The organism is Peribacillus tepidiphilus (genome assembly GCF_009466385.1).
Classification (GTDB): domain Bacteria; phylum Bacillota; class Bacilli; order Bacillales; family DSM-1321; genus Bacillus_BN; species Bacillus_BN tepidiphilus.
Genome location: NZ_WIAQ01000020.1, coordinates 28,753 through 43,760, shown reverse-complemented (window position 1 = coordinate 43,760; position 15,008 = coordinate 28,753). Strand labels below are relative to the sequence as shown.

Annotated in this window: 12 protein-coding genes; 9 read left to right on the top strand and 3 right to left on the bottom strand. The window is 40.5% G+C overall.

All coding sequences use genetic code 11. The annotated features are described in order from the left end of the window. The first annotated feature begins 142 nt into the window (after positions 1-142). The 4 genes from pruA to GD441_RS11385 all read left to right on the top strand — a co-directional run bounded on the left by pruA (position 143) and on the right by GD441_RS11385 (position 7,847). Positions 143-1,690 carry an L-glutamate gamma-semialdehyde dehydrogenase gene (gene pruA, locus GD441_RS11400; protein WP_153126563.1) on the top strand — a complete coding sequence of 516 codons (1,548 nt, stop codon included), beginning with the start codon at positions 143-145 and terminating at the stop codon, positions 1,688-1,690. A 211-nt stretch (positions 1,691-1,901) separates the two neighbouring features. Continuing rightward, a complete protein-coding gene (locus GD441_RS11395; RefSeq protein ID WP_153126562.1) occupies positions 1,902-3,104 on the top strand; it encodes an ornithine--oxo-acid transaminase in 1,203 nt (400 codons plus the stop codon). Between the two features lie 23 nt (positions 3,105-3,127). Beyond that, positions 3,128-4,414: a Glu/Leu/Phe/Val family dehydrogenase gene (locus GD441_RS11390; protein ID WP_153126561.1), complete on the top strand. Its 1,287-nt coding sequence runs from the start codon at positions 3,128-3,130 to the stop codon at positions 4,412-4,414. Positions 4,415-4,793: 379 nt separating this feature from the next. Next, complete coding sequence (locus GD441_RS11385; protein ID WP_153126560.1) at positions 4,794-7,847, top strand: efflux RND transporter permease subunit; 3,054 nt, start codon at positions 4,794-4,796, stop codon at positions 7,845-7,847. 90 nt (positions 7,848-7,937) lie between these two features. Here GD441_RS11385 and GD441_RS11380 read toward each other — a convergent pair whose 3' ends face one another. Beyond that, positions 7,938-8,174: a DUF378 domain-containing protein gene (locus GD441_RS11380; RefSeq protein WP_153126559.1), complete on the bottom strand. Its 237-nt coding sequence runs from the start codon at positions 8,172-8,174 to the stop codon at positions 7,938-7,940. Positions 8,175-8,315: 141 nt separating this feature from the next. Between GD441_RS11380 and GD441_RS11375 the strand changes: the two genes are divergently transcribed. Then, a complete protein-coding gene (locus GD441_RS11375) occupies positions 8,316-9,479 on the top strand; it encodes an iron-containing alcohol dehydrogenase (protein WP_153126558.1) in 1,164 nt (387 codons plus the stop codon). 600 nt (positions 9,480-10,079) lie between these two features. Further along, positions 10,080-11,432, top strand: a complete 1,353-nt coding sequence (locus GD441_RS11370; RefSeq protein ID WP_153126557.1) for a glucose-6-phosphate isomerase — start codon at positions 10,080-10,082, stop codon at positions 11,430-11,432. A gap of 7 nt (positions 11,433-11,439) precedes the next feature. On the opposite strand, the gene GD441_RS11365 is transcribed toward GD441_RS11370, so the two are convergent. Next, positions 11,440-11,727: a hypothetical protein gene (locus tag GD441_RS11365; protein ID WP_153126556.1), complete on the bottom strand. Its 288-nt coding sequence runs from the start codon at positions 11,725-11,727 to the stop codon at positions 11,440-11,442. Positions 11,728-11,856: 129 nt separating this feature from the next. On the opposite strand from GD441_RS11365, the gene GD441_RS11360 reads away from it, so the two are divergent. Beyond that, positions 11,857-12,261 (top strand): YugN-like family protein, encoded by a 405-nt coding sequence (locus GD441_RS11360; protein WP_153126555.1) that lies wholly within the window; start codon positions 11,857-11,859, stop codon positions 12,259-12,261. 73 nt (positions 12,262-12,334) lie between these two features. Here GD441_RS11360 and GD441_RS11355 read toward each other — a convergent pair whose 3' ends face one another. Beyond that, positions 12,335-13,117 (bottom strand): potassium channel family protein, encoded by a 783-nt coding sequence (locus GD441_RS11355; RefSeq protein ID WP_153126554.1) that lies wholly within the window; start codon positions 13,115-13,117, stop codon positions 12,335-12,337. A 271-nt stretch (positions 13,118-13,388) separates the two neighbouring features. Here GD441_RS11355 and GD441_RS11350 point away from each other — a divergent pair, with 271 nt between their 5' ends. Further along, positions 13,389-14,615 carry an ammonium transporter gene (locus tag GD441_RS11350; RefSeq protein ID WP_153126553.1) on the top strand — a complete coding sequence of 409 codons (1,227 nt, stop codon included), beginning with the start codon at positions 13,389-13,391 and terminating at the stop codon, positions 14,613-14,615. A gap of 14 nt (positions 14,616-14,629) precedes the next feature. Continuing rightward, positions 14,630-14,992 (top strand): P-II family nitrogen regulator, encoded by a 363-nt coding sequence (locus GD441_RS11345; protein ID WP_153126552.1) that lies wholly within the window; start codon positions 14,630-14,632, stop codon positions 14,990-14,992. The last annotated feature ends 16 nt before the right edge of the window (positions 14,993-15,008 follow it).

Sequence of the window (15,008 nt, the reverse complement as noted above, 5' to 3'; positions counted from 1 at the left end):
AATCGCTTACAAACAGCAAAAATCATTTGCAGTAAATAAGGATGAAAAATGTAAACATATTGTCAAATCTAGTTTTGAAAAATTGGCACGATAGTTGCATTAATAAATGTGGGATTAAAATTCAATACAAGGGGGAGTACAAATGGTACAGGCATACAAGCATGAACCATTTACAAATTTTTCAGAAGAAAGCAACAAGAAAGCTTATTTAGAAGGTTTAAAACTAGTAGAATCCTATCTTGGCCAAGACTACGATCTTGTCATTGGCGGAGAGCGTATTTCTACTGAAGATAAAATTGTTTCGATTAACCCGGCAAACAAAGAGGAAGTAATTGGTCGCGTATCGAAAGCGAACCGTGAGCTTGCTGAAAAAGCGATGCAGGTTGCGGACGAAACGTTCAAAACGTGGAGAAAAGTGAAGCCGGAATCCCGTGCTGACATTTTGTTCCGTGCAGCTGCGATCATCCGCCGCCGCAAGCATGAGTTCTCTGCCCTTTTAACGAAGGAAGCAGGTAAGCCTTGGAACGAAGCGGATGCAGATACTGCAGAAGCAATTGATTTCTTAGAGTACTATGCTCGTCAAATGCTGAAGCTAAAAGATGGTGTTCCGGTAGAAAGCCGTCCTGGCGAGTACAACCAATATAACTACATTCCACTTGGAGTGGGTATTATCATCTCTCCTTGGAACTTCCCGTTTGCCATCATGGCGGGTACAACAGTAGCGGCTATCGTAACAGGAAACACGGTTCTATTAAAACCAGCTTCTACAACACCAATTATTGCCGCTAAATTTGTTGAAGTCATGGAGGAAGCAGGTCTTCCTGCCGGCGTTCTAAACTTCGTACCAGGCAGCGGGGCTGAGGTCGGAGATTATTTAGTCGATCACCCGCGTACTCGATTCATCTCCTTCACTGGATCTCGTGATGTAGGGATTCGCATTTACGAGCGCGCTGCAAAAGTTAACGAAGGCCAAATCTGGCTAAAACGAGTGATCGCAGAAATGGGCGGTAAAGATACCATCGTTGTGGACAGCGATGCAGATTTAGAATTAGCCGCTCAATCGATCGTGAAATCCGCGTTCGGCTTCTCTGGTCAAAAATGCTCTGCATGTTCTCGTGCGGTGATCGTAGAAGATGTGTACGATCAAGTGCTGGCTCGCGCAGTTGAATTAACGAAAGAATTAACAGTGGGCGATCCGACTGATCCAACTACCTTCATGGGTCCAGTAATCGACAACGCTGCCTTCAAGAAAATCATGGAGTACGTGGAAATCGGAAAGCAAGAAGGTAGATTGATGACAGGCGGAGAGGGAGACAACTCCAAAGGCTTCTTCATCCAGCCAACGATTATTGCCGATGTTGATCCAAAGGCTCGCATTATGCAGGAAGAAATCTTCGGACCAGTGGTCGCATTCGCAAAGGCAAAAGACTTCGATCATGCGATTGAAATTGCCAACAACACAGAATACGGCTTAACAGGCGCTGTTATTACAAACAACCGTGCACACATCGAAAAAGCACGTGAAGACTTCCATGTAGGTAACCTATACTTTAACAGAGGATGTACAGGAGCGATTGTTGGATATCAGCCATTCGGCGGCTTCAACATGTCCGGAACAGACTCAAAAGCAGGCGGCCCTGACTACCTCGTGCTTCACATGCAAGCAAAAACAACGTCTGAAATGTTTTAGTTACTGTGAAAAAAGGGCGGAGCTTCGCTAATTTTGTATAGCCATGTGTTGTCATTTATCTTATGTGATGAAGAATATAAATGTCTTAGCTCCGCTTAGACCACTATCATTAAGCTGGAGCCGTTGTTAAACAAGATTATTTTATCGTCAAAGGTGAGAGAAGAAACGTATATAGTATTATCCATAAATTGAAAGGGGATAGGCGAAGCTCATGAACAAGTCTCAAACAAAAACACAAGAGTTGATTACTCAAACAGAGAAGTACGGTGCAAACAATTATCATCCGCTTCCAATTGTCATTTCTGAGGCTGAAGGTGTGTGGGTGAAGGATCCGGAAGGCAACAAATACATGGATATGTTAAGTGCCTATTCTGCAGTTAACCAAGGTCATCGCCACCCTAAAATCATTAAAGCTTTGAAAGATCAAGCAGATCGTGTAACGTTAACTTCTCGTGCATTCCATAACGATCAGCTTGGCCCTTGGTATGAAAAAATCTGCAAGCTGACGAATAAAGAAATGGCCCTTCCGATGAATACGGGAGCTGAAGCAGTTGAAACGGCTATTAAAGCAGCTCGTCGCTGGGCTTACGATGTGAAAGGCGTACCTAATAATCAAGCAGAAATCATTGCATGTATCGGGAACTTCCACGGTCGAACTATGACTGCAGTGTCTCTTTCTTCTGAAGAAGAATATAAACGTGGTTTTGGACCAATGCTTCCTGGCATTAAATTAATTCCATACGGTGATATAGAAGCATTGAAAAACGCCATCACACCTAACACAGCCGCATTTTTAATTGAGCCGATTCAAGGCGAAGCTGGAATCGTTATTCCGAAAGAAGGCTTCATGAAGGCTGCTCTCGAGCTTTGTAAAGAACATAACGTATTGTTTATTGCTGACGAAATTCAGGCTGGTCTAGGTCGTTCTGGTAAAATGTTTGCTTGTGAGTGGGAAGATGTAGAGCCGGATATGTACATTTTAGGAAAAGCGCTAGGAGGCGGCGTATTCCCAATCTCCTGCGTAGTAGCTAACAAGGATGTCCTAGGTGTATTCAATCCGGGCTCTCACGGGTCAACTTTCGGCGGAAACCCAATGGCATGTGCAGTTTCAATAGCTGCGTTAGACGTGCTAGTTGAAGAAAAATTAGCAGAGCGTTCTTTAGAATTAGGTGAGTACTTTATTTCTAAATTAAAAGAAATCAACAATCCAATGATTAAAGAAGTGCGTGGACGCGGTTTATTTATTGGTGTTGAATTAAAAGAACCAGCTCGTAAATATTGTGAACAATTAAAAGATGAAGGATTGTTATGTAAGGAAACGCATGACACAGTTATTCGTTTCGCTCCTCCTTTAGTTATAACGAAGGAAGAGTTAGATTGGGCAATTGAACGTATTCAAAAAGTATTAGCATAATGCGATAAAAATGAGGTGCAACAATGGGAGCAACAGGGGTAACTGAAAATAAAACAGAACAAGTTCAAGAAGAATCTTTAAATCTTTTTACATCAACACAGGTTGTCATCAAGGATGCTTTAACAAAGCTTGGCTACAACGAAGAAATGTATGAGCTTTTAAAAGAGCCATTAAGGATGCTGACAGTACGTATGCCTGTCCGCATGGATGACGGAAGTGTAAAAGTCTTTACTGGCTATCGTGCTCAACATAACGATGCTGTTGGGCCAACAAAAGGGGGCGTACGTTTCCATCCTGAAGTAGATGAAGAGGAAGTAAAGGCTCTATCTATGTGGATGAGCTTAAAGTGTGGAATCGTCGATCTACCATACGGTGGAGGAAAAGGAGGAATCATATGTGATCCAAGAACGATGTCCATGGGTGAGCTAGAGCGACTTAGTCGTGCGTATGTCCGTGCCATTAGCCAGATTGTTGGGCCGACAAAAGACATCCCAGCACCGGACGTTTATACCAACTCACAAATCATGGCTTGGATGATGGATGAATACAGTCGCCTTCGTGAATACGATTCTCCTGGTTTTATTACAGGTAAACCTCTTGTGCTTGGAGGTTCCCAAGGTCGTGAAAAAGCAACAGCACAAGGTGTGACAATCTGTATTGAAGAAGCTGCCAAGAAAAAAGGCATCTCCATCGAAGGGGCAAGAGTCATTATACAAGGCTTTGGAAATGCTGGAAGTTTCTTGGCGAAATTCATGCACGATGCAGGAGCAAAAGTAATCGGTATTTCAGATGCGTACGGTGCACTTTACGATCCAAAGGGATTAGATATCGATTACCTGCTTGACCGTCGTGACAGCTTTGGAACAGTAACAACGCTGTTTGAAAATACAATTACAAACGCAGAGCTTCTTGAAATGGACTGTGATATTTTAGTTCCCGCTGCCATTTCAAATCAAATTACAAAGAAAAACGCACATCAAATTAAAGCATCTATTGTTGTAGAAGCTGCGAACGGACCGACAACATTGGAAGCTACAAAAATCTTGACAGAGCGTGGTATTCTTCTTGTTCCGGATGTACTAGCAAGCTCGGGTGGCGTAACCGTATCATACTTTGAATGGGTACAAAACAATCAAGGTTACTACTGGAGTGAAGAAGAAGTGAATGAAAAGCTTCGAAAAGTTCTTGTTCAAGCATTTAACAATGTTTATGAAGTTTCTCAATCCCGAAAAGTCAACATGCGTCTTGCCGCTTACATGGTAGGAGCACGAAAAATGGCCGAAGCTTCTAAATTCCGCGGCTGGGTATAAGGGTGAAAAAGCATGGATTCTTGGAGTCCGTGCTTTTTTTTCTGTTTTTGTGGGATTGTTGCTAAGGGACAGCTCTTACATCTTTTGAAGGGCTCTTTTCGCATAGATTGTTGTTTTTAGATTATAAAGTTTGCCCGTTGATTTCCGCTCCAGGCACTTGAATTTTGCTCCATTATTTTTGCTCCATTTTCTGTGTAATCAGACATTTCTATTAACCTCATGCATATATTGAAAAAGTGTGCAATTTTCAAAAAGGAGCTGAGTAAGCCTTAAGTCTTATTACTAAATAATACTGAGTGCTATATTCTTACATTGCTACTATAATTTACTATTAAGAAGTGCGAGAGTCATTTTTAATAAGCAAAGGAGAAATACTACTATGAAATCCATTATTCAGTTCAGTTTAAAAAATGCAGTAGCATTATTGCTGCTGACGCTATTAGTGATTGGAGGAGGAGTATTTGCTGTTAAGGACTTGAATATTGAAAAATACCCCAATATTAATATTCCATACATGACAGTAGTTGTTCCATATCCAGGTGCATCACCGGAGCAGTCAATCCGTGAAATAGGAGAGCCGCTTGAGCGAGAGCTTATGAAACTCGATGGAGTAGAAAATGTTTATACGGATGGTTTAGCAAACGTTGTGTATTCAACAATAGAATTCGATATGAGCGTAAATATGAAAGAAGTAGAAAATCAAGTTCGCTCTGCAGTAGAAAAAGTAAAACTTCCTCAGGAAGCGGAGGATTTTGACATTATTCAACAGGGCATTGAACCGGATCCTTCCATCTACACATTAGGAGTATACAGCGATCGAAAAAATGATGTTACACAATCTTTTGTCAAAAATGATTTGATTCCAGCTTTAGAAGCAATTGAAGGTGTAAACAAAGTAGAAGGAGATGGATTAACAGAGAAGCAGGTATTTATCCGTATTCTTCCTGAGAAATTATCAGAAAAAGGGCTTTCTATGGAAGATGTGAAAAACGCAGTCACAGCCCATTCTGTATCCATTCCAACAGGAGATGTAAATATCAGCGGGCAAGTGCTTCCGATTCGGGTTGGAGGAGAAATTCAATCCTTAGAGGAATTAAAAAACATTACGCTGTTTGCTCTAAATACCCCAGAGATGATTCAAAGAGGAGCTTCACCAGTACAAAAAGTGAAATTAAGTGATGTTTCAGAGATTGCCTATGAAGGCAAAACAAGTACGAATTTTACGAGAATTAATGGAAAAGAAGGTGTAAGAGTTAGAATCACAGCAGAAGCTGGGGCAAATGTAGTAGCAATCGCAGAAAACGTCGATAAAGCCTTAAAAGAAGTTTCCGTTCCTACGGGTGTAAAAATTGAAAAATTAAGCGATCAATCGAAGGAAATAAAAGAATCTGTATATGCGATGTTAAGAGAAGCCATGCTGGGTGCAGCGATGGCAGTTGTCGTCACATTATTATTCTTACGAAATGTAAGGTCTACTCTAATTGCGATCATATCGATACCGCTTTCGATCTTAGCTTCATTAACCGTATTAAATATGCTAGGCTATACGCTCAATATCATGACGCTTGCTGGAATTGCAGTAGCAGTAGGACGTGTAGTGGATGATTCAATCGTTGTTATTGAAAATGTGTTTCGAAGAGTGCGTGCATCGAAAGATCGAAATGAAAAGCTTGTAGAAGAATCGACAAGAGAAGTTGCATCAGCTATCACTTCTTCTACAATCACGACCGTCGCGGTGTTTTTACCGATGGCTTTCGTTCCAGGAATTGTAGGGAAGTTCTTTGCTCCATTAGCCTGGACCATAGTCATTTCTTTATTATTCTCATTGATTGTGGCTGTTACGATCGTACCGTTGCTTTCAAGAATGTTCCTTTTGAACATTAAACAAAAAGAGCATCGTGAAGGACTACTTCAAAAAATGTACAGAAGCACACTTCAAAAGGTTTTAAATCATCGAATCGTTACGTTGCTTGCTGCGATTTTCATATTAGCTGGAACAGTGGCTACGATTGCACCGAAATTAGGAACAACGTTTTTACCGCAAGAAAAGGTGCTCGACTATGATGTCAGCTTAACAATGGAAAAAGGAACCGCACCTAAGCTAACAAGTCAACTGGCAGAAAAAATTGAAAACAACCTGCTTGATCGGAAAGAAATTCAATCCATTAGCACAAGTGTAAATGGGGAATATGAAACGGCATTAATAAGTTTCAAGGTAAAAGAAACAACTGACAATGTAGAGGGTCTTATCGAAGAAATCCGCGAAGATTTTAAACAATTCAAGGAGGCTAAAGAAATAACTGTTACCGGTGTAGGTGCAATGGGAGGTGCCAGTTCTTCTCAGTATATCCTGGTAGTAGAAGGCTCTAGTCTTGAAGATATAAAAAACGCAAGTACTAAAATTTCTTCATCATTAAAAGAAATAAAAGGCATGGCAGATATTCGGACATCGATGGAGGGAGATGAGCCTGAAATTGCACTTGAAATGGATGAAGAGAAATTAAAAGAGCATAGCTTAATGCCTGCAATGGTAGGAAAAAGCTTAAGAGATGCCATTACCGGTGAAACGATCACTACCATTACGTTGGATGATGAAAAGAAAGATGTAACCTTAAGTGTGAAATTGGACGAATTAAAATCTCTCGATGATCTAGGTGAATTGCAGATAAAAAATATGTTAGGCCAGCCTGTTAAGCTAAAAGAAATTGGAGAACTAAAAAGAGTAAAAAACCAAATGGCGATCACTCACCTAAATGGTCATGAATATGCAATGGTTTTCGGTCAAATTACGGATTCAAAAACCGGTGAAGTGACGAAAAAAGCAGACGAAGCCATTGCTAAACTCGATTTACCCAAAGGGGTAACCTACTATAAAGAAGGTGCTTCTGCTGCTATGGAAGAAGGCTTTACAAATATGGCACTTGCGCTCGCTGTTAGTATCTTCCTTGTATATATCACAATGGTTATTGCTTTTGGTGAAGGAAAAGCTCCGTTTGTCATATTGTTTGCGATTCCTTTCTCAGTAATTGGTGCTCTTCTTGGATTGTTTGCTGTCAATGAGCCAATTGGTATGCCTGCAATGATTGGTCTTCTCATGCTAAATGGAATTGTTGTAACCAATGCGATCGTATTAATTGATCGAGTCAAGCAAAATGAGAAAAAAGGTTTGGAAGGAAAAGAAGCGATTATCGAAGCGGGTGTAGTTCGTCTTCGTCCCATACTAATGACGGCCATTGCAACTGTTGGTGCATTAATTCCAATGGCTATTTCGAGTCATGCAGGAATCGTTTCTTCTTCGCTTGCGGTAGTCGTAATTGGAGGACTTGCAACCTCAACATTGCTAACCTTAATCATTGTGCCTGTTTTATATAGCTTATTTCATCCTAAGAAAAAAGGAAAAGATGCATCTAATGAACTTCTTAAAGCCGTTTAAAAATGAAATGGGATTAACAGGCATATAAACACGATGAAAAAAAATAGAGGCTTCACTCAACAGTTTTAGGACTGTGAGGAAGCCTCTTGTTTATGATCGTGTAGGACTAGCTTCAGGATTTCTTGCCGTCTCTTCGTTAGGTTTGAATAGAAGACCAAGGTTTACAAGACCAGCAATTCCAACTAATCCGTAAATAATGCGAGCAATAGCACTGTCTTGTCCGCCGAAAATGGCAGCTACTAAATCGTATTGAAAAAAGCCAATAAGACCCCAGTTAATTGCTCCGATAATCGTAAGTACTAGTGCAGTACGCTGAATACCACTCATGAATGCTTCCTCCTTATTTAGATGGTTCTTTAATAGAGTGAATCAAATGTTGAATAATATGCATACATGAAAAGTTTTCGAGTCATTTTTTTTGAAAACTTATCCCTTGTTTGTGCATAATGAAAGATGGAGGTGTAAAACTTGCAAAATTTTGCTTATCGAAATCCTACAAAATTAATATTTGGTAAAGATCAAGTAAAAGAGTTAAGAAACGAAGTACCCCAATACGGAAAAAAAGTGCTTCTAGTCTATGGTGGCGGAAGCATCAAAAAAAATGGTTTATATGATAAGGTCATGGCAGAGTTGAATGAAATCGGGGCTGAAGTACACGAGCTTCCAGGCGTTGAGCCAAACCCTCGCATTTCAACTGTCAGAAAAGGGGTAGAAATTTGTAAAAACGAAGGAATTGAGTTCCTTCTTGCAGTAGGTGGCGGTAGCGTCATTGATTGTACGAAAGCCATTGCTGCGGGAGCAAAATACGATGGAGATGCTTGGGATATTGTAATCAAAAAGGCGGAAGTGAAAGATGCGCTTCCATTAGGTACGGTTCTTACCCTTGCAGCGACCGGCTCTGAAATGAACCCAGGGTCTGTTATTACAAATTGGGAAACGAAAGAAAAATACGGATGGGGAAGCCCGTATGTATACCCTAAATTCTCTATACTAGATCCAGTCAACACATTTACAGTGCCAAAGGATCAAACGATTTACGGTATTGTGGACATGATGTCACATGTGTTCGAACAATATTTCCACCAAACGACGAATACAGAGCTTCAGGATCGTATGTGTGAAGCGGTTTTAAAAACAGTTATTGAAACGGCGCCAAAGCTAATACATAACCTTGAAAATTATGAATACCGTGAAACGATTCTCTACTCAGGAACCATTGCTTTAAACGGTTATCTACAAATGGGAGTCCGCGGTGACTGGGCGACCCACAACATTGAGCACGCAGTATCTGCTGTTCATGACATTCCACATGCAGGCGGACTTGCGATCCTGTTCCCGAATTGGATGAGGCATACATTACATGAAAGAATCGATCGCTTTACACAATTAGCTGTACGTGTATGGGGTGTGAATCCAGAAGGAAAGTCAGATGAAGAGATCGCTCTCGAAGGAATAAATAAACTGCGAGAGTTCTGGACAAGTCTTGGTGCTCCAACTCGTTTAGCTGATTACAACATTGACGAAAGCACTCTTGAAATCATGGCAGATAAAGCGATGGCTAACGGTGAATTCGGCAACTTCAAAAAACTGAATCGAGATGATGTCGTAGCGATTTTGAAGGCATCTTTATAAAGCTATTTAATGAAGTATTCCTTTAAGTGCCTGGCTCCTTTTGTCGTTACTTACGATTTAGTAACGAGGGTGCCGGGCTCTTTTCGTTTGGACAGCTTATTTTGTAGGGATTTTTGGTGTTCTTTGTTATATATGACTCTGCATTTGAGTTTTCGCTTAAATCGTCTAGCTTTTCGCTTAAATAAAAGGAGTTTTTGCTTAAATCGTCTAGTTTTTCGCTTAAATGAATGTTGACTCCTTTTCTTTTGGAAATAACATTGTATGGTCTTACCTATAACCAGGCGCTTTCCGCTTTTCTTTGTCTAGCTCCAAGCGCCAGCTCATCGGGTAAAATAACCTTCCCCCTGCGAAGTCTTTAGGACTTCTTAGGGTGAAGAACATTGCTTTGACAGGACGTCGTGACGTCGACGTTTGCCATAGGACGTGGCAGGGGTTAGTCGACGATCCTCTATTCAGAGCTAACCAGGCGCTTTCCGCTTTTCCTACAATTGTTTTGAAAAAAGTCAAAATGGGTACGCTTACATAATAGGAGTATTCTTGATATTGTTATAACCTTTCGATAAAGTGTAAATGTAACCTAAAGATATGGAGGAACTCACAATGACACATGTACGTTTTGACTACACAAAAGCATTGTCTTTTTTTGGTGAGCATGAAATTACATACCTGCGTGACGCTGTGAAGGTTGCGCATCATTCTTTGCATGAAAAGACAGGAGCTGGCAATGATTTCTTAGGTTGGATTGAGCTTCCTACAAATTATGATAAAGAGGAATTCTCCCGCATTCAAAAAGCAGCTGAAAAAATTAAAAATGATTCTGACGTATTGCTTGTCATCGGAATTGGCGGTTCTTATCTGGGAGCGCGTGCGGCAATTGAAATGCTTCAGCATAGCTTTTATAACGCCTTATCAAAAGAACAACGCAAAACTCCGCAAGTACTTTTCGCAGGAAACAATATCTCTTCCACTTACATGAGAGATTTAATGGATCTTTTAGAAGGCAAAGACTTTTCAATCAACGTCATTTCAAAATCAGGTACAACAACTGAGCCTGCCATCGCATTCCGTATTTTCCGTAAACTGTTAGAAGAAAAGTACGGTGTAGAAGAAGCGCGCAAACGGATTTATGCTACTACTGATAAAGCTCGTGGTGCTTTAAAAACTCTAGCTGATGAAGAAGGCTATGAAACATTTGTGATTCCGGATGATGTGGGTGGACGCTATTCTGTATTGACGGCTGTTGGGCTTTTACCGATCGCTGTTAGCGGCGCAAACATTGAGGAAATGATGAAGGGTGCTCAAAAAGCTCAAGAGGATTTTAGCAAATCCGAGCTCGAAGAAAATGCAGCGTATCAATACGCAGCAGTTCGTAACATCCTTTATAACAAAGGTAAAACGATCGAAATGCTCATTAACTATGAGCCAGGTCTTCAATATTTTGCAGAATGGTGGAAGCAGCTTTTCGGTGAATCAGAAGGAAAGGATCAAAAAGGTATTTTCCCTGCTTCTGCTAACTTCTCAACCGATCTTCATTCTCTTGGACAATACGTACAGGAAGGTCGTAGAGATCTATTTGAAACCATTATCAAGGTTGAGAAGCCACGCCATGAATTGAAAATTGAAAAAGAAGCAAATGACCTAGATGGCTTAAACTACTTAGCTGGTGAAACGGTTGATTTTGTAAACAATAAAGCTTTTGAAGGTACATTGCTTGCTCATACAGACGGAGGAGTACCAAACTTAATCGTAAGTATTCCTGCAATGGATGAGTACACGTTCGGATATCTTGTTTACTTCTTTGAAAAAGCATGTGCCATGAGCGGCTATCTATTGGGTGTAAATCCATTTGATCAGCCAGGAGTAGAAGCATACAAAGTGAACATGTTTGCTCTACTTGGCAAGCCAGGCTTTGAAGAGAAGAAAGCAGAACTAGAAAAACGTCTACAATCTTAATATGAGTTTAGAAAACCCCGCTGTCAGCAGCGGGGTTTTTGATTAGTGAAATAGAGAGGACTTTTTGTTTTTGGCTTGAAAAAACCTTTATTGTTGCGAAATAGAAACGGCCGTTAATCGAAAAATATCGGTCGTCAGAACCAATATATCGGTCGTCAGTGATAAGATATCGGTCGTCAGAACCAATATATCGGTCGTCAGAACCAATATATCGGTCGTCAGAACCAATATATCGGTCGTCAGTGATAAGATATCGGTCGTCAGGCCAATATATCGGTCGTCGTAAATGGAACATCCGTTGTTAATCCGCAGTAGGGGGAGGTCAAATCCGTAGTCGCATATAGCTACAAAGCTACCCCGTTTCCAGGTTTATTTCCCGCCTTTTGGTTATGCTATAAAAAAAGGTGTTTAAGGAGTGGCAAATATGATTGAAATTCCTTCGCAAATCGAGGGGAAGACGTTCACATTATACGATTTGGAAAAAATGCTAAAGCCTGCAGGATATGACATCGGCGGGAACTGGGATTATGACCATGGCTACTTTGATTACAAAATCGATGACAAGAAAGGGTATCAATTTCTCCGCATTCCGTTTCGTGCTGTGGATGGTCAGTTAGATTCACGCGGTGTTACTGTTGAATTGGGAAGACCATTTCTTTTGTCGCACGAATATCAGCGTGGGCTTGATGACAACGCTTCGGCAGGGAGCTTCTCCGGATCCTTTAATCAATTTTCCGAGCCCCAAGACCCTGATGCGACATTCCCGGAAAAATATATCGATTTAGGAAAAGAATTAGTACGAGAGCTAGAAACGCATTTATTAAAGTAATTTAAATACAATACAAGCCGATCAATTGCACTTCTCTATTGAGAGGATTGATGATCGGCTTTTTCATTAATCGTTAATCTGTATGGGAATCATTCGAACTTTCCAAGCTGTCTACCATGACTTTACTTGCAATTTGATTGGTTTGAATAATTTGATCTGCCCCCGCTCTAATCGCATTATTCACTTGCTCCCTGGTCAGAATTTCAATTACGCAATATGTTTCCGGACTAAGGCCTTTTACGGCAAGCAGGGTTAAGATGGAGAACATATCAGTCTGAAACTCATCATTTTGTATATTTGCAGTGATGAGTACTTTAGAAGCTCCTAGAATATTAGCTTGAATTAAGACTTGATCATCGGTTGATTTTCCGTTCACAAAATGGAATTTTAATAAATGGTTGGGATGTTTCTCAAGAGTAGAATCAATTAAAACAATTTGCTGCTTCGGATTGTGTAATAGCAAATGTTCAATAATCTCCTTCGATCGTTCATTCCATCCTACAATGATGATATGTCCGTTCTTTTTGAAATGACTTTTTCCGGATAAAAAATTTTCCTCTGATGAAACGGCAGCAGCTGATAAAGAAACAAAATAGGACGTAACGAACCCTGCCCCCACTAGAATTAATAGCACACCTACTAGACGCCCCATAAATGTAACCGGCGAATAATCCCCATATCCAATGGTAGAAGTTGTGACAATGGCCCACCAAAAACCTTCAAAAAAGGTCGGGAAAGTTTGCGGCTCAACTAAGTGGATGAGAAGTCCAAAGCCGCAAAGCAGAATGGCAATTAGTATTAGTAATCGTGCTAAAGCTGGAACTCTAGAAAATAAATGATTATAAAGCCAAAACATGTACATTCCACCTTGGGTATCTTATAAATCGTGTTATTTTTAATAACTAGGACAAGAATACTTTTCATTATGGACAAAAATGGATGGGATTATAAGGGAAAATATTGTTTGAAATGAGTGATAAAGTGATTATGTAAGGTTTTGTTACATAATTTTAAAAAAATAAGTATATTTTTTTCTGAAAATTGGTTGTATTTAGCTAATTATTATAATATGATATTTAACATAACATATCATGTTATAAAATATAACATTAAGGTGGCGATTAAACGTGCAAATAGGTGATTCCGTATTTATGTTTTTGGCAACGTTACTTGTTTGGCTCATGACACCGGGGATTGCTCTCTTTTATGGAGGGATGGTAAAAAGTAAAAATGTCTTAAGTACCGCGATGCATAGTTATGTTCCAATGGCAATTGTATCAATTCTGTGGGTTCTCATCGGTTATTCCTTATCTTTTTCTACGGGGGGAAATGCCTTTCTAGGAAACTTAGATTGGTTTGCGTTAAAAGATGTGACATTCGAGCCCAATGAAGACTACAGTTCAACGATTCCGCACAGCTTATTTATGATGTTTCAGTTAACATTTGCTGTCTTAACCGTAGCAATCATTTCAGGAGCAGTAGCTGAACGAATGAATTTTTCCGCATTCATACTCTTTACGATCATTTGGTCTATTGTTGCTTATGCGCCTGTTGCGCATTGGGTTTGGGGAGTAGGTGGCTGGCTCCGAGAGTTAGGAGCTCTCGATTTTGCTGGTGGTAATGTCGTTCATATTTCATCAGGTGTAACCGGACTTGTGTTTGCAGTCATGCTTGGAAAACGAAAGGAAGCTAATCAAAGTACGCCTCATAATTTGCCATTAACGGTATTGGGTGCTTCGCTGATCTGGTTTGGCTGGTTTGGATTCAACGTGGGAAGCACCCTCACTTTAAATGAAGTCGCCATGACTGTCTTCGTTAATACAGCAGTTGCTGCAGCAGCAGGAATTGTCGGCTGGTTAGTAGTAGAGTGGTTGATTAATAGAAGACCCACGATGCTGGGGGCTATTTCAGGAGCAATCGCTGGACTAGTTGCAATAACCCCTGCCTGTGGATTTGTTACTCCATCCGCCTCTATTTTAATCGGTTTTGTTGGAGGAGCGCTTTGTTTCTGGGGGGTCTTCTACTTAAAGAAAAAACTTGGTTATGATGATGCGCTAGATGCATTCGGACTTCATGGTGTAGGAGGTACGTGGGGCGGCATTGCAACAGGATTATTCGCCACAACCTCAGTAAATGAAGCCGGAGCAAACGGATTGTTTTATGGAGATCCTAGCCTTTTATGGAAGCAGGTAGTCGCAATGGTGGCAACCTATATTTTCATAGCAGTTGTCACATTTGTCATAGTGAAGATTATTCATGTAGTGGTTCCAATTCGAGTGAATGAGGAAGAGGAAACAATGGGGCTCGACCTCACGCTTCATGGTGAAAAAGCTTATCATGAATCTAATTTGTAAAAGAGGGTGATGTCATGAGTGAAGTTCTGACAAAGATTGAGATTATTACCAGACCTAATAAATTTGAACAGCTTAAACAAGAATTAGCGAAAATAGGGGTAAGCGGAATAACAGTTTCCAACGTGCTTGGTTGTGGCTTGCAGAAAGGATTTGTTGAGCACTACCGTGGCGTAACAAAAGAAATAAACATGCACGAAAGAATTAAGGTCGAAACGGTTGTTTGTAAAGTACCTGTTCAAGCTGTGATTGATACGGCAAGGAAGGTTTTAAATACCGGCCAACCTGGAGACGGAAAAATCTTTATCTATGAGATGAAGAATGCCATTAAAATTCGTACAGGTGAAGAAGGCTGCGACGCTCTGCAAAATGATTCTTGAAGAATCATACGATAAA